We start from the raw sequence: 15,020 nt of genomic DNA, 5'->3' as shown, positions 1-15,020 counted from the left end.
CCGTTGACGCCCCACCTTCAAGCGTGACCGCTGCCGGCCACCCAGGCCACCCAGGTGTGGCGTGTCAGACACCCCAGACCACCGCCTTCTGTTCGCTGTGGGCCTGGCGCAGCAACAGCAGCAAGGGTGCCAGCCGCTGCCACAAGGACACGCTGGCGTCCCGGTCGTCTTCGCAGTCCTCGCCCGCTTCGGTGGGGGTGTTCTGAGGGGAGGCGCGGTTCGTGTGGGCCGCCGCTTCCAGCGTGGCGATGGCGGCGGGCAGTTGCTCGGCCGTGATGACGCCCGGTGCGCCGGGTGTCTTGCCCAGCAGGCGCAACACGGTCTCGCCGTCGGCCTGGAGCAAGATCAGGTCATGGGTGGCCTGCGATTTGAAACGGTACAACATGGCGTCTTTCGTTCGATGGGAGCCGGGCCGCGCGGTGCATGGCAACGCAGAGGGTGTGGCCTTGATCTTCGCGCCATTGTGGTTTTGGTGGTGTGCGGTATCGCACAGACGTGGTGGCGCAGAAGCCCACACTCGAACCACGCCGTTGCCGCGTCCGAACAGGGTGTCTGGGCGCCAGCGCAATGGCCCGTCTTTTGATCGGGTTCGTCATGCGCCACCTGTTGCTGGTTGTTCCTTTGTTGCTGGGCGCCGTGCCGCCCGCGCTGGCCCAGGTGTCCGTCAGCATCGGCATCCACCTGCCGGTCTACCCCGAGTTCCAGCGCGTGCCCGGCTACCCGGTCTACTACGCGCCCAACGCACCGGGCAACTACTTCTTCTACGACGGGCTGTACTGGGTGTTCCAGTCCGACAACTGGTATTCGAGCGACTGGTACAACGGCCCGTGGCACCAAGTGGGGCCCGACCGGGTGCCGCTGTTCGTGCTGCGCGTGCCGGTGCGCTACTACCGCCAGCCCCCCAGCTATTTTGGCCAGTGGCGGGCCGACGCCGCGCCGCGCTGGGGCGAGCACTGGGGCCGTGACTGGGAGCAACGCCGCGCCGGTTGGGACCGTTGGGACCGCCGTGCCGCGCCCGCGCCCGCACCCCTGCCCAGCTACCAGGGCCGTTACCCGCAGAGCCGCTACCCACAGGACGCCGATGCGCAGCGCGCCATCCGATCGGAAAACTACCGACATCGGCCGCGTGAACCTGTGACCCGCGAACGCCTGCAGGCGCCAGATCGCCCCAACGCCGACCGGGGACCGGCGCGCGACAACCGACCGGACGACCGCGACAACAAGGGCAGGGGCAAGAGCGACCGCGACAGCAACGACCGCAACAACCGCGACCGTGACAACAACGGCAGGGGCAACAACGGGCGGGACAGGCCGTGACGCTGGCGCCACACCCATGAAGAAGGCTGTGTTGGCGGCTGCGTTGGTCGTGAGCCTGTGCGCTTGTGCGGGCCTGGCGCCGCTGCCGGTGGATCGGGCCGATGCGCCCGTGGCGAGCGCCCCGCCCCCCGCTTGGGCCGGGGCGGGTGGGCCCAACGCCTGGACCGGCCCACCCCTTGGCCACACGGGGGAGGCCTGGTGGCGCGGTTTTGGCGACCCGCAACTGGATGCCCTGGTGGCGGACAGCCTGCTGAACAACACCAGCGTGGCCACCGCAGCGGCGGCGCTGCGTCAGGCGCAGGCGCAGCGCGCAGTGGCCGCTGCGGCGCTGTGGCCCCAACTGGCGGCCAGTGCCGCCGCGCAAGGTTCGCGCACCGCGGGCAGCGGCAGCACCCAGCGCGTGGCGTTGGGGCTGGACGCCGATTGGGTGCCCGACATCGGCGGGGGCCAGCGCAGCGCCGTGCGCGGTGCCGACGCCACGGCCCTGGCCCTCCTGGCGCAGTGGGGTGACGTGCGCGTGCAGGTGAGCGCCGAGGTGGCCTTGAACTACCTGCTGCTGCGCGCCGCGCAGAGCCGCCTCGCCATTGCCGGCCGCAGCCTGGCCAGCCAGTTGGAAACGCTGCAGATCACCGAGTGGCGTGAGCAGGCCGGTCTGGTCACGGCGGTGGAGTCGGCGCAGGCCCGCGCCGCCACCTTGCAGACCCGGGCTGTGTTGCCGGCGCTGCAGACCAGCGTGGACCAGAGCAGCCATGCCCTGGCCGTGCTAAGCGGGCGCCCGCCCGCCGCCTTGTTGCAGGCGCTGAGCCAGGGTGGGCCTTTGCCCAGCGATGCCCCCGATAGGCCGCTGGCCGTGCCCGCCGAGGTGCTGCGCCAGCGTGCCGATGTGCGTGCCGCCGAACTGCGGGTGTGGGCCGCACTGGCCCAGGTGGACCAGGCCGAGGCCCGGCGCTGGCCCAGCCTGCGCCTCGCGGGCAGCCTGGACCTGGGCGCGGCCAGCCTGGGGGCGCTCACCGCGGGCGCTTCGGTGCTGGCCAGCCTGGTCGCCAGCGTGGCCTGGCCGCTGCTGGATGGCGGTGCCACACGGGCCGGGGTGCAAGTGCAGCACGCTGTGCTGGCGCAGGCACACCAACAACACCGTGCGACTGTGTTGGGGGCGCTGCAAGAGGTGGAGGATGCCCTGGTGGCCCTGCGCGAAGACCGCCTGCGCCATGCGCGGCTGCAACAGGCTGCCGATGCCGCCACCCAGGCCGCCGCCTGGGCGCGGCAGCGCTACAGCGGTGGTCTGATCGACTTCCAGACCGTGCTGGAAACCCAGCGCACCGAGCTGGGCACACAAGACAGCGTGGCCACCGCGCTGGCCGACATCGGCGCCGACCGGGTGCGCCTGTTCCGCGCGCTCGGGGGCGGCTGGTCGGCGCACGAACCCGACACCCGCGTGGTGCGCACCCGATGAGCGATACCGCTTCCACACCCGTTCCGGCTCCCGCAGCGGTCGATCTGTCCACCTTGCTGGCCGAACCCGCGTCGGGCGCCTGGTACCGCCGCCCGGCGGTGTGGCTGGGCCTTGTCTTGCTGTTATTCGTGGCGGGTTCGGCGGCCTGGTGGTGGCGCCAGCGCGCCGCCGACGCCACGCCGGTCTACACCTCGCAGCCGGTGGCGCGCGGCAACCTGACCCTGACCGTCACCGCCAACGGCACCTTGCAGCCCACACGCTCCATCAACATTGGCAGCGAGTTGTCCGGCACGGTGCTGCAGGTCAAGGTGGATGTGAACGACCGGGTCAGCAAGGGGCAGGTGCTGGTGGTGCTGGACACCGCCAAACTGCGCGGCCAGATCCTGCGCTCGCGCGCGGCGCTGGCGGCCGCACGCGGCAAAACCGCCCAGACCACGGCCACGCTGGCGCAGGCACAGACCAGCCTGGAGCGCCTGCAGGCGGTGGCGCGCCTGTCGGACGGCAAGGTGCCTTCCAAGGCCGAACTCGACACCGGACGCGCCGTGGCCGAACGCGCGCTGGCCGACCACGCCAGCGCGTTGGCCGGCATCGACGACGCCACAGCGGCGCTGGCCACCGACGAAATCAACCTCGCCAAAGCCTCCATCGCCGCACCCGCCGACGGCGTGGTGCTCAGCCGCAGCGTGGAGCCCGGCAACGCGGTGGCGGCCTCGCTGCAGGCGGTCACGCTGTTGGTGCTGGCCGACGACCTGACCCACCTGCGCCTGTGGGTGTACGTGGACGAGGCCGACGTGGGCGCCGTGTTGCCGGGGCAGAGCGCCAGCTTCACCGTCAGTGCGTACCCCACGCGCCAGTACCCGGCGCGCATCACGCGTGTCGGTTTGGGCTCCACCATCACCGACAACGTGGTCACCTACCTCACCCACCTTGATGTGGACAACGCCGACGGCAGCCTGCGCCCCGGCATGACCGCGTCCGCCGCCATCACCGCCACCCAGCGCACGGACGTGCTGCTGGTGCCCAACGCCGCGCTGCGTTTCGCCCCCACGCTGGCGGGCAGCGCCGATCCGCGCAAAAAGGCCGCCACGGCCAGCCTGCTGCCCACCATGCCACGCGGCAACACGCGCCGTTCGGCCGCCAGCGGCGCCAGCACCGCCACGGCGCGCCAGGTGTGGGTGTTGCCAGAAGGCGGACAGGCCGGGAAGGAGGGACTGGTGGCGGTGGCGGTGCTGCCGGGCATCAGCGACGGCCGCATGACCGAGATCGTCGGCGGCGACCTGCGCGTGGGCATGCGTGTGGTCACCGACCAGAAGTCCACCCAACCATGAGCCACAGGCCATGACCCCGCCCCTGATCCGCCTGGTGGGCGTGACGCGGCGCTACGGCAGCGGTGCGTCGGAGCTGATGGCGCTCAAAGGCCTCGATCTGCAGGTCGAAGCCGGCGAGTTTGTCGCCATCATGGGCCCCAGCGGTTCGGGCAAATCCACCGCCATGAACATCCTGGGCTGCCTGGATTCACCCACCTCGGGCCAGTACCTGTTCATGGGCGCCCATGTCGAAGCCCTGTCGCGCGACCAGCGCGCGCGGCTGCGCCGGCGCTACCTCGGGTTTGTGTTCCAGGGCTTCAACCTGCTGGCCCGCACCTCGGCGCTGGAGAACGTGGAGCTGCCCTTGCTGTACCGGGGCGACGCGCCCGCCGCGCGCCGCGCCGCCGCCACCCGTGCCTTGTTGTCGGTGGGCCTGGGCGGGTGGGAGCGGCACACACCGGCCGAGTTGTCGGGCGGACAACAGCAGCGGGTGGCGATTGCGCGCGCCATCGTCACCGAGCCGGCCGTGGTGCTGGCCGACGAACCCACCGGCAACCTCGACACCACCCGCAGCCACGAGATCATGGGCTTGCTGCTCGCGCTCAACCGCGACCACGGCATCACCGTGCTGATGGTCACCCACGAGCCCGACATGGCCGCCTACGCGCGGCGCATGGTGCGTTTTGTGGACGGGCGCATGGCGGCCGACGAGGTGAACCCCCACCCGACCCTGTCGGCCCCGGTGCAAGCCGAGCCGGCGGAGGCGCCCTGATGTTGGGCAGCATCTTCTGGCTGGCCCTGCGTTCGGTGCGGCGCAACCTGCTGCGCTCGTTTCTCACCATCCTGGGCATCGTCATCGGCGTCAGCGCGGTGGTCACCATGGTCACGCTGGGCCGGGGTGCCACGCTGGCCATACAACTGCAGATCACCACCCTGGGCACCAACCTGCTCATGCTCAACCCCGGCCAGCGTGTGGGCGGGGGCGGCGGCGGTGGTGGCGGTGTGCCCCAGTTCACCGAAGCCGACGCGGTGGCCATTGCGCAGGAGATCGGTGGCGTGGCCGCGGTGGCGCCCCAGGCGCGGGCCAGCGCCACGGTGGTGGCCAACGGGCGCAACTGGGTCACCAACGTGGTGGGCAGCAGCAACGCGTGGTTCGACACCGGCAACTGGAGCCTGGCCAGCGGGCGCCGCTTCGAGGCCGACGAGCAACTGGCCGGCGCGGCGGTGTGTGTGATGGGCGAGACCGTGCGGCGCGAGCTGTTTGGGGGCAGCGCCGGGCAGAGTGGCTTGGGCGAGTGGCTGCGGGTGCGCCAGTTTTCGTGTCAGGTGGTGGGCATTCTGGCCGCCAAAGGGCAGGGCGGCATGGGCGACCAGGACGACACGGTGTTGCTGCCGCTGCACACGCTGCAGCGCCGCGTCACCGGCAACCACCGCGTGGCCAGCCTGTTGATTTCGATGGAGGACGGCAGCAACAGCACCCCCTTGAAGGCGGCCGTGCGGCAGCTCATGCGCGAGCGCCGCAAGCTGGCCGACACCGACGACGACAACTTCAACATTTTCGACACCCAGCAGCTGGCCGACACCTTGTCCAGCACCATGGGCGTGCTCACCAGCCTGCTGGGCGCGGTGGCGGCGGTGAGTCTGCTGGTGGGCGGCATAGGCATCATGAACGTGATGCTGGTCAGCGTGACCGAACGCACCCGCGAGATCGGGTTGCGGCTGGCGGTGGGCGCACTGGAACGCGAAGTGCTGATGCAGTTCCTGATCGAGGCCGTGGTGCTGTCGGCGCTGGGTGGGGTGGTCGGGGTGGCGGTGGCCACTGCCGCGTCGTATGTGCTGGCCGGGGTGATGGCCGTGCCTTATGTGTTTGACCCCGGCATCAACCTGCTGGCCTTGCTGTTCTCGGGCGGCATCGGGGTGGTGTTCGGCTATTTTCCAGCCCGCCGAGCGGCCCGCATGGACCCCATCGAGGCCCTGCGGCACGAGTAGCGCTCAGGGCGTGATGGCGATCTTGAGCACGTTGTCGCGCTGGTGGGAAAACAGCTCGTAGGCGGCCACGATGTTGTCCAGCGCCATGTGGTGGGTCACCAGCATGCCCAGGTCCAGCCGGGCGGCGGCCAACACGTTCATCAGGCGGCGCATGCGCGCTTTGCCGCCCGGGCACAGCGCGGTGCGGATGGTGTGGTCGCCCAGGCCAGCGGCAAAGGCCGACAGGGGCAGGCGCAGGTCCTCGGCGTACACGCCCAGGCTGGACAAAGTGCCCCCGGGGCGCAACACGCGCAGCGCCTGCTCGAAGGTGGCCTGGGTGCCCAGCGCCTCGATGGCGGCGTCGGCGCCCCGGCCGCCGGTCAGCTTCATCACCTCGTCCACCACGTCGCAATCGCGGTAGTTCAGCGTCACGTCGGCGCCCAGCTGGCGTGCGATGCCCAGGCGGTGCGTGTTGCCGTCCACCGCGATGATGGTGCTGGCCCCGAGCAGGCGCGCGCCGGCCGTGGCACACAGGCCGATGGGGCCTTGGGCCAGCACCACCACGGTGTCGCCGATGCGGATGCGCGCGTTTTCAGCGCCCTTGAACCCGGTGGACATGATGTCCGGGCACATCAGCACCTGTTCGTCGCTCAGGCCGTCGGGGATGGGCGCCAGGTTGGCCTGTGCGTCGGGCACCCGCACGTACTCGGCCTGGGTGCCGTCGATCAGGTTGCCAAAGCGCCAGCCTGCGGTGGCCTTGAAGCCGTGGCAGCCACACAGGCCCTGGGGCACGAGGTAGCTGCCGTCCTGCGAAGGCGCGCCGTCCTGCGCGGCGTAGGAATTGAAGTCCGGGCAGATGGCCCCGGCGATCACCCGCTGGCCCTCGGTGTAGCCACGCACCGCGCTGCCCAGTTTCTCGATCACGCCCACAGGCTCGTGGCCCACGGTGAGGCCGGGCGCCACCGGGTACTCGCCCTTGAGGATGTGCACGTCGGTGCCGCAGATGGTGGTGGTGGTGATGCGCATCAGCGCATCGTTGGGGCCCACATCGGGCATGGGTTTGTCCGTCAGCTCGATGCGCCCGGGCTGGACGAAAACAGCGGCTTTCATGGTGGGGTGGCGGATGGGTTCACAGCCGTCCCATCACCAACAGTATCAGCACCACCACCACGATCAAGCCGAGCACACCACTGGGTCCATAGCCCCAGGAGCGGCTGTGTGGCCAGGTGGGCACAACCCCGATCAGCATCAGGATCAGGACGATGATGAGAATGGTGCCTAGGCTCATGGGGATACTCCTTGGGGTGGCCGGCATCGGGTGCCGAATGGCCCATGGTGTGGCCGGCGCCCGGCCGCGTCTGTGCGTCAGCGCACCGTTGACAGGTCAGGGGCGTTCGCGGCCGGCCACATCGATCTTCCAGGCCGCCACAAACAGCGCGGCGATGGCCGGGCCCAGCACCAGGCCGTTGACGCCGAAGGTGGCCAGCCCGCCCAACGTGGCCACCATCACCAGGTAGTCGGGCAGGCGGGTGTCGCGGCCCACCAGCACAGGGCGCAACAGGTTGTCGATCAGGCCGATCACCAGCACACCAAAGGCGATCAGCGCCAGGCCCTGCCACAGCGCACCGCTGGCCACCAGGTACAGCGCCATGGGCAGCCACACCAGCCCCGAGCCCACCACCGGCAGCAGCGACAACAAGGCCATGAGCACCGCCCACAGCAGGCTGGCAGGTAGGCCCAGCGCCCAGAAGGCCACGCCACCCAGCGCGCCTTGCACCACCGCCACCACCAGGTGCCCTTTCACCGTGGCCCGCAGCACCGTGGCAAAGGTGCGGAACAGCGCGCGCTTGTGCGCCAGTGGCAGCGGCAGGGCCTCGCGCAGGGTGTGGGCGATGGCGTCGCCGTCGCGCACCATGAAAAAGGCCAGGTACAAGGTGATGAACAGCTTGGCCAGGAAGTTCACCATCTCCTGCCCCACATCCACCGCCACCAGCCCGACCGACTGCAGGCCCTGCGAGACGCTGGTGTTGATGCGCCGCACGATGGTGTTGAAGCTGGTCAGCCCAAAGCGGTCGAGCAGGGCGCCCACCCAGTTGGGCAGGGCGTCGAACAGGCGGTGCAGGTAGGCGCCCGGGTTCCACTCGCCGGACTGCAGGCGCTCGTACACACCGGTGGCCTCGCGCAGCAGGGCCAGGCCCAGCAGCGACAGGGGCAGCACCACCAGCAGCAACACGCCGGCCAATGTGAGCAGCGCGGCCAGCGTGCGCCGTTCACCGGTCCAGCGCAAGGTGTGGCGAAACACCGGCGCGAACACCAGCGCGATGATCAGCGCCCACAACATGGGCGTGAGGAAAGGCGAGAGGATGGCGACAAACGCCAGCGTCACCACGGCCAGCAGCAGCGTCATCATGGTGTGGGGCTCTCTGGCAAGGGAACAGCGAAACAACACACGGCGGGCAGATCGGTCCAGCGCAGCGCTTCACCCACCGCCAGCACGCGCGCCTGCGGGTCGGCGCAGGCCGCCAGGGCCTGTTCGGGGCTGCCCCGCACCAGCACGAAGCGCATGTGCCGCTCCGCGCGTCGCAACGTCAGCTCGGCCTGCGGCCAGTGGGCGGGCAGGCAGGGGGCGAGGTGCAACACGTCGGCCTCGCAGCGCAGGCCCAGGATGGATTCGATGGCGGCACGGTGCAGCCAGCCGGCCGCACCGGTGTACCAACTCCAGCCACCGCGCCCGGCGTAGGGCGGCTGGCTGTAGACATCGGCCGCCACCGCGTAGGGCTCCAGCCCGTAGCTGCTGCCCCACACCGGGTGGGCGGCGCGGTGGACCGGGCTGAGCCAGGTGAAGTCGCGCCAGGGCAGGTCTTGTGCTGCCGCGTTGCGGGGCGCGCGGCGGGCCAGCTCGGCATGTGCCATCAGCGCCCACACGGCGGCGTGGGTGTATTGACCGCCGTTTTCGCGCACACCGGGCGGGTAGGCCTGGATGTAGCCTGCGCTGGGGTCGGCGTGGGCCATCGGGGGCGTCAGCAGTTGCAGCAGGCCGTGGGCAGGGTCGGCGAGTTGGGTGTCCGCTGCCGCCATGGCCTGCTGTTGGCGGTGGCGCCCCAGCGCGCTGGTGTCGGCATCGGCCAGCACCGCCCAGGCCTGGGCGATCAGGTCGATGCGGGCCTCGGGCTGCGTGTGCGAGCCCAGGGGCGAGCCGTCGTCAAAAAACGCGCGCTGGTACCACTGGCCGTCCCAGGCGGCGCCTTGCAGGGCGTGTTGCCAGCCGGCGCGTGCGGCTTCCCAGCGGGCGGCGCGGGCGGTGTCGCCGCGCTGGCGCGCCAGTGGCGCCCAGTCGGCCACGGTGGCGCACAGAAACCAGGCCAGCCAGACCGATTCGCCGCGCCCGCCGTGGCCCACGCGGTTCATGCCGTCGTTCCAGTCGCCGCCGCCCATGAGCGGCAGGCCGTGGGTGCCCACGCGCAGGCTGTGGTCTATGGTGCGGGCGGCGTGTTCGTAGACGCTGGCCTGCTCGGCGCTGGCGCGCGGCGTCTCGTAGACATCCTCGGCACCGTCAGGGATGGCGCTGCCGTCGAGAAAGGGCACCCGTTCGTCCAGCACCGCCGTGTCGCCGGTGCGGCGCAGGTAGTGGGCACAGGCAAAAGGCAGCCAGAGCAGGTCGTCTGAAAAATGGGTGCGAACGCCGGCGCCGCCTGGCGCGTGCCACCAGTGCTGCACGTCACCGGCTTCAAACTGGCGCGAGGCGCACAACACGATCTGCGCGCGCAGCAGGCCGGGCGCGGCCCACACCAGGGCCATGGCGTCCTGCAACTGGTCGCGGTAGCCGGTGGCGCCGCCGGCCTGGTAGAAGGCGGCCTTGGCCCACAGACGCGACGAAACGGTCTGATACAGCAGCCAGCGGTTGACCAGCACGTCGAACAGCGGATCGGGCGTGTGCACCTGGGTGGCGCCAAGCAGCGCGTCCCAACGCGCCAGGCTGGCCTGTTCCCGCTCGGCAGCGGGGCGGGCGGTGGCCTGCCGGGCCAGTGCGCGTGCGGCGGTGGGGCTGGCGGCGTGGCCGATCAAGAACACCAGTTCGGCGCTGGCGCCGGGGCGCAGCGTGAGCAGGCGCGCGATGGCGGCACAGGGGTCCAGCCCGCTGCCTGCGCGCTGGCCCAGGCGGTGGGGCAACACCAGCTGCCCGTCGCTGTTGAAGAAGGCCGCGCGGTCGGTGGTCCAGTCCAGGCCTTCGCTGCTGCGTTCCTGCCCGCCATGCCCTTCACAGAAAAAGGCGGTGCCGCCACCCCCACCACCTGCGTTGTCGGTCTGGGTGCTGAGCAAGGCCCACATGCCACCGGCCGGGGCGGGGTGGAGGCAGGCGCTGGTGTGCAGCGTGGCGCGGTCGCGGCGCCTTTCGCCCTGTTGCCACTCCACCAGGCCCACCAGGCGCAGGTGGGCTTTGTGGCTGCCGTGGTTGTGCAAGCGCACGCGCATTTGTTTGACGGCGCTGTCGGGGTCCACGCACCAGCTCAGCGTGCTGGACACCGGGCCGCGCCGGTGGCTGATGGTGGTGCGGCCCTGTGCGTGTTCCAACCGGCTGGGCGTGTTGTCGTCGCCCCAGGCCGAGGGGGTGAGGCTCCAGGCCTCGCGGCTGCGGCGATCCTGCAGCAGCCACCACTCGGACGGTGTGTCGGCCACCGGGTCGTTGGCCCACGGGGTGAGCTGGTTGAGGCGGCTGTTGCCGGCCCAGGTGTTGCCACCGCCGCTGTCCGTCACCAGGCAGCCGAAGTCGGGGTTGGCCAACACGTTGCTCCAGGGGCGCGCGGTGCGCTGCCCACGTCCGATGTCAAAAGCAAAGGCGCCGGTGTCGGGGTCGAAGTGGCCTTCGGCCAGGGTGGCGCGCTCGGCGTGCAGGTGCACCGGCACCGGCACCGAGGTGCTGCCACGCCACAGCACCGCCATCGGGTGCGCTGGGGTTTCGTGGCGTTCGCACCAGGCTTTGACCTGGTGCATCAGGGGGCGTCCGTCGGCGTGCAATTGCACGCGGGCGAGGGCGGTCAGGGTGTCGAGCTGGCCGACGCTGAGGCTGTCGTGGTGCAGCAGGTGCAGGCCGGTCACGGGGGGGCCGGCGTGCTGGGCCAGATCGGTCTGGTGTTGCTCGCTCAGTTGTTGGCAGGCCTGCTGCAAGGGCATGTGGTACGAGTGGTTTTCCCGGCTCAGCACCACCAGGTCGCAGGCCACACCCGCGCGCGACCAGTCGCGCAGCAGCAGCGCCATGAGGCGCAGCAGCGGCAGCCCTTGTGCCGGACCGCTGTGCAGCAGCAGCACGGGGCGGTCGCCCGAGAGACCCAGGGGCCACAGGTGGCGGCGGTCGATGGCGGGCGGTGGGGCGGTGGTGGCGCGTTGCGCGGGCAGGCCATCCACCTGAGGCAGGGTGAGCACCAGGGCGGTGGTGAGCGCCTGCTGCGCGGGTTGGTACTCGGGGTGGATGTGTTGGCCACCCACCTGCAGGCCGGCCAGCGTGGCCGACAGGGTGGACGAACGCTCGACATGGCTGGGCTGGCGGTATTTGTCGATGATGGCCGACAAGGTGGCGGCCTCCACGCTGGCGGCGGTGCCAAAACACACGCAGGCCTGGGCGCCCGGCGCCAGGCGCAAGCGCACGGCCAGCGCGGCCACCGGGTCCAGCCCGGTGACCAGCGGGCCGGCCTCGGTGGGGGCCGGCTCGAGCTTGCCCAGCGGGTGGCTGGGTGGGTGGTGGTGGCCCAGCCAGTGCTGGCGGTCGGTCTGCACCAGCAGGCCCAGCACCTCGCCCTGCACGTCGGTCACAAAGTGGGCGGCGCACAACGGGCGTTCGGTGGGCAGGCGGGGCGTGCGGGCAAACCGCAGCGCCTGTTGGGCGGGTTGCCACTCGGCCGTCACGAACAGGTTGGAGAAGGCGGGGTGGGCCTCGTCGGCCTCGTGGCTGGCCAGGGTGATGTCCAGCGCGGAGATCAGCTCCAGCTCCAGCACGTGGGGCCCGGTGTTGGTCAGCACCACCTTGCGCAACTCGATGTTGTCTTCGGGGCTGACCCACACCGTGGTGTGGGCGCGCAGACCGGACCAGAGGGCGTCAAACACCACGCGGTCCAGGCCCAGGTGGCAGGTGTAGCTGGCCTGGGGGTCGGGCGCCGGGTGGCTGGTGAGCGACACCGGCACGCCCCGCCGGCCCCGGCGCAGGTAGAGAAAGCTGCCGTGTGCGTCGCGCAGGGCGTCGTCGCGCCAGCGGGTGATGCCGGTCTGGCCCAGGCGGCTCCAGCCGGCGCCGTTGGGCCGCAAGGTCACGCTGTAGTGGCCGTTGGACAGCAGCTGGGTGGGCTCCAGCGCCTGGGCACCGGGCACCAGTCGGCGCACCGGATCGGGGGCGCGTCGCAACAAGGCTTTGAGCGGCAGGCGTGGCAGGGGTGGGGCGTCCGGCAGCTCGCGTGGGGCGCGTTCGTGCAGCAGCGGGCCCATGGCCTCCAGGCGCGGGTGGGCGGCACCCCAGCGCTGCGCCACACCGCCGAGCAACACGTTGGCCAGGGCCACGATGGTCATGCCCTGGTGGTGGGCCATGTAGGTGTTCACGGCGGTGGGGTGGCCGCCGTGGGTTTGGCGCGCCGGGCTGAAGTCCAGCGCCTCGATGAAACCGTAGCGCCCGCGTGCCGCCAGCGTGGCCAGGGCGCGCAGGTTGTCGCAGGCCAGGCGTGTGTCCACCATGGCCGCCAGCGCGGTGGCGTAGGGTGCCACCACCAGCTCGGCGGGCGGTGTGCGGCGCAGCGCCAGGCGCGGCACGCCTTGGGGCGCGTACTGGTAGGCCAGGGTCTGGTCGCGCCCGGCATAGGCCGACTCCGACACGCCCCAGGGTTGCCCGTGTTGGCGCGCAAACGCGATCTGCTCGCGCAGTGCCGACCGGTTGGCGGCCGCCAGCGCGCTGCCACGTGGCGCGGCCATCACCAGCGTGGGCATGAGGTACTCGAACATGGAACCCGACCACGACCGCAGCACCGCGTGGCGCCCGCTGGCAAAAAACGGCCGGCCCAGTGCCGCCCAGTGGCGCACCGGCAGCTCGCCTTTGGCGATGGCCAGCAGGCTGGTGAGGTGCGACTCGGAGGCCAGCAGGTCGTAGAAGGCGGTGTCGAGCTGCTGGTCGTCCACCCGGTAGCCGATGTGCAGCAACTGGCGCTGGGGGTGGTAGAGGCAGCGGAAGTCGCTGGCCCAGGCGAGTTGCTCCAGCGCCTTGGCCAAGCCGCGCAGGCGGGTGCTGGCCTGGGCGTCGCCGCTGGGCCCCGCAGCCTGCTGATCGCGCCGGGCCGAGCGCCGCAGCGCCACGTGGTCGCAACGCAGCCAGCGCATCTGTTCGGCCTCCACCGTGGTGTGCCCGGCTGCCTGGCGGCCGCGCAACAGCTGGCGCTGGGTGTGCTGGCGCTGCAACGAGCGCCGCCGCGCCTGCTGGGCGGCCTTGGGGTCGTGCGGATGCATGGCCAGCGCCCGGCAGGCCTGGGCCACGGCCAGCAGGTGGGCCGAAAAGTTGCCGCTGTCCACGGTGGAGACGTAACGCGGCAGCAGCGGCAGCAGGGTCTGGGTGTCGTACCAGTTGAGGAAGTGGCCCCGGTGACGCTCCATCTGCAGCAGGGTGGCGAGGGTGGTTTCCAGGCGCTGCAGCAGCTCTTGTGTGCCTATCCACCCAAACTGGCGTGCGCTGGCCACGCTCAGCAGGTAGAGCCCGATGTTGGTGGGCGAGGTGCGGTGGGCCACGGCTTCCAGCGGCGTGATCTGCAGGTTGTCGGGCGGCAGAAAGTGGTTGTTGGCGTCCACACAGCGCTCGAACAGGCGCCAGGTGTCGCGCGCCACGCCGTGCAGGAAGGCGGCGTCGGTGGCAGTGGGCGTGGGCTGCCGCTCCAGCCATTTCCAGGGGGTGTTGGTCAGCCACACCAGCAGCGGCGCGGCGGCCCACAGGGCCAGCAGGGCCAGCGCGGGTGCGCCCGCTGCGGTGCCCGACGCCCACAGCCCGCCCGCCAACAGCAGTGCCAGGCCCGGGCCGACCCGGTGTCGCCACAGCGTGGCGCCCAGGTGGGGGCTGAGGGCGGCCTGGGCGGCGTCGGCGGTGGTCCAGGCCAGCAGCTGTTGGCGGCTCACCCGCAGCCGGTGCAGCGTGCGCAGCACCGCGTCCAGCGCCTGCAGGGCGTGCTGGGGCAACAAGGCCAGGTGCCACAGGCCACCGGCAACGGCGCGCAACACGTCCAGCGCACTGGCTTGCACAAAACGGGCGTTCACCAGCCCCCGGTGGGCGGGCAGGGCGCCGGCCAGCGCGCCGATCAAGGGACCGCCCGCGTAGGCCACCAGGGTCAGCGCCAGGGCCGCCCCCAACAACATCCCGTGGCCTGCCAGGGCCAACACCAGCAGCGCCAGGCAGGCGGGCGCCACCAGCGAGCGGCGCAGGTTGTCCCACAACTTCCAGCGGTTGATGGCGCCCAGTGGCCAGCGTTGGGCATCGAGCACAAAGGGCAGCAGCTGCCAGTCGCCCCGGGTCCAGCGGTGCAGGCGCGACGCGGCGGCGTCGGCGTGGGTCGGGTCGGCCTCGATCAGGGTGACGTCGCTCACCACCGCACACCGCACCAGCGCGCCTTCCAACAGGTCGTGGCTGAGCACCTGGTCGGTGGGCAGGCGCCCGCCCAGCACCGCTTGCAGCGTGGCCACATGCAGCAGGCCCTTGCCGGTGAAGCTGCCTTCGTCGAACACGTCCTGGTACACGTCGGAGGACATGGCGCTGTAGGGATCCAGCCCGGGCAGGCTGGCGAACAGCCACTGCCAGGCCGTGGGGGTGCCCTGCGTGGGCAGCGGGGCCACCACACGAGGTTGCAGGATGCCGTAGCCCGACACCACGCGGCGGCCAGGTTGTGTCGCAGTAAGCCGCCCAAAGACAATCAAGGCATGGCCCCACTGCATCTCCAATTGGCAAACTCGACTCTGCGCCG

At 71.2% G+C, this 15,020-nt stretch carries 10 protein-coding genes; 5 read left to right on the top strand and 5 right to left on the bottom strand.

Annotated features, from left to right (window positions below; translation table 11 throughout):
* Positions 1–64: 64 nt before the first annotated feature.
* Positions 65–385, bottom strand: a complete 321-nt coding sequence (locus ACFQU0_RS11615) for a DUF1840 family protein (protein WP_382200898.1) — start codon at positions 383–385, stop codon at positions 65–67.
* A 209-nt stretch (positions 386–594) separates the two neighbouring features.
* Here ACFQU0_RS11615 and ACFQU0_RS11610 point away from each other — a divergent pair, with 209 nt between their 5' ends.
* From ACFQU0_RS11610 to ACFQU0_RS11590, 5 genes are read left to right on the top strand one after another with little or no spacing between them, the layout of a single operon-like run.
* Positions 595–1,317 carry a hypothetical protein gene (locus tag ACFQU0_RS11610; RefSeq protein WP_382200896.1) on the top strand — a complete coding sequence of 241 codons (723 nt, stop codon included), beginning with the start codon at positions 595–597 and terminating at the stop codon, positions 1,315–1,317.
* Positions 1,318–1,333: 16 nt separating this feature from the next.
* Positions 1,334–2,770: an efflux transporter outer membrane subunit gene (locus ACFQU0_RS11605; protein WP_382200894.1), complete on the top strand. Its 1,437-nt coding sequence runs from the start codon at positions 1,334–1,336 to the stop codon at positions 2,768–2,770.
* Positions 2,767–4,098: an efflux RND transporter periplasmic adaptor subunit gene (locus tag ACFQU0_RS11600; RefSeq protein WP_382200893.1), complete on the top strand. Its 1,332-nt coding sequence runs from the start codon at positions 2,767–2,769 to the stop codon at positions 4,096–4,098. Before ACFQU0_RS11605 ends, ACFQU0_RS11600 begins: the two co-directional genes overlap by 4 nt.
* Positions 4,099–4,108: 10 nt before the next feature.
* Entirely contained in the window at positions 4,109–4,849 is a 741-nt protein-coding gene (locus ACFQU0_RS11595; protein WP_382200891.1) for an ABC transporter ATP-binding protein, read from the top strand.
* Complete coding sequence (locus tag ACFQU0_RS11590; RefSeq protein WP_382200889.1) at positions 4,849–6,066, top strand: ABC transporter permease; 1,218 nt, start codon at positions 4,849–4,851, stop codon at positions 6,064–6,066. Before ACFQU0_RS11595 ends, ACFQU0_RS11590 begins: the two co-directional genes overlap by 1 nt.
* A gap of 3 nt (positions 6,067–6,069) precedes the next feature.
* Here the strand turns inward: ACFQU0_RS11590 and ACFQU0_RS11585 are convergent, their stop codons facing one another.
* The 4 genes from ACFQU0_RS11585 to ACFQU0_RS11570 all read right to left on the bottom strand — a co-directional run bounded on the left by ACFQU0_RS11585 (position 6,070) and on the right by ACFQU0_RS11570 (position 14,973).
* Positions 6,070–7,155, bottom strand: coding sequence for an NAD(P)-dependent alcohol dehydrogenase (locus ACFQU0_RS11585; protein ID WP_382200887.1), 1,086 nt, complete (start codon positions 7,153–7,155; stop codon positions 6,070–6,072).
* Positions 7,156–7,174: 19 nt separating this feature from the next.
* Positions 7,175–7,333: a DUF3309 family protein gene (locus ACFQU0_RS11580; protein ID WP_382200885.1), complete on the bottom strand. Its 159-nt coding sequence runs from the start codon at positions 7,331–7,333 to the stop codon at positions 7,175–7,177.
* 96 nt (positions 7,334–7,429) lie between these two features.
* A complete protein-coding gene (locus tag ACFQU0_RS11575) occupies positions 7,430–8,455 on the bottom strand; it encodes an AI-2E family transporter (protein ID WP_382200883.1) in 1,026 nt (341 codons plus the stop codon).
* On the bottom strand, positions 8,452–14,973 hold the full coding sequence (locus ACFQU0_RS11570; RefSeq protein ID WP_382200929.1) for a glycoside hydrolase family 94 protein: 6,522 nt from the start codon (positions 14,971–14,973) through the stop codon (positions 8,452–8,454). The genes ACFQU0_RS11575 and ACFQU0_RS11570 overlap by 4 nt, the downstream gene beginning before the upstream one ends.
* Between the last annotated feature and the right edge of the window lie 47 nt (positions 14,974–15,020).

The sequence above is a fragment of the Hydrogenophaga defluvii genome (assembly GCF_042665235.1).
GTDB classification, from domain to species: domain Bacteria; phylum Pseudomonadota; class Gammaproteobacteria; order Burkholderiales; family Burkholderiaceae_C; genus Hydrogenophaga; species Hydrogenophaga defluvii_A.
The sequence above is the reverse complement of the archived record's forward strand: the minus strand, read 5'-3'. Positions and strand labels throughout refer to the sequence as shown.

Excerpts from the sequence above, each read along its gene's own strand:
- ACFQU0_RS11615 (WP_382200898.1), bottom strand. The coding sequence starts at position 385 with ATGTTGTACCGTTTCAAATCGCAGGCCACCCATGACCTGATCTTGCTC.
- ACFQU0_RS11610 (WP_382200896.1), top strand. The coding sequence starts at position 595 with ATGCGCCACCTGTTGCTGGTTGTTCCTTTGTTGCTGGGCGCCGTGCCG.
- ACFQU0_RS11605 (WP_382200894.1), top strand. The coding sequence starts at position 1,334 with ATGAAGAAGGCTGTGTTGGCGGCTGCGTTGGTCGTGAGCCTGTGCGCT.
- ACFQU0_RS11600 (WP_382200893.1), top strand. The coding sequence starts at position 2,767 with ATGAGCGATACCGCTTCCACACCCGTTCCGGCTCCCGCAGCGGTCGAT.
- ACFQU0_RS11595 (WP_382200891.1), top strand. The coding sequence starts at position 4,109 with ATGACCCCGCCCCTGATCCGCCTGGTGGGCGTGACGCGGCGCTACGGC.
- ACFQU0_RS11590 (WP_382200889.1), top strand. The coding sequence starts at position 4,849 with ATGTTGGGCAGCATCTTCTGGCTGGCCCTGCGTTCGGTGCGGCGCAAC.
- ACFQU0_RS11585 (WP_382200887.1), bottom strand. The coding sequence starts at position 7,155 with ATGAAAGCCGCTGTTTTCGTCCAGCCCGGGCGCATCGAGCTGACGGAC.
- ACFQU0_RS11580 (WP_382200885.1), bottom strand. The coding sequence starts at position 7,333 with ATGAGCCTAGGCACCATTCTCATCATCGTCCTGATCCTGATGCTGATC.
- ACFQU0_RS11575 (WP_382200883.1), bottom strand. The coding sequence starts at position 8,455 with ATGATGACGCTGCTGCTGGCCGTGGTGACGCTGGCGTTTGTCGCCATC.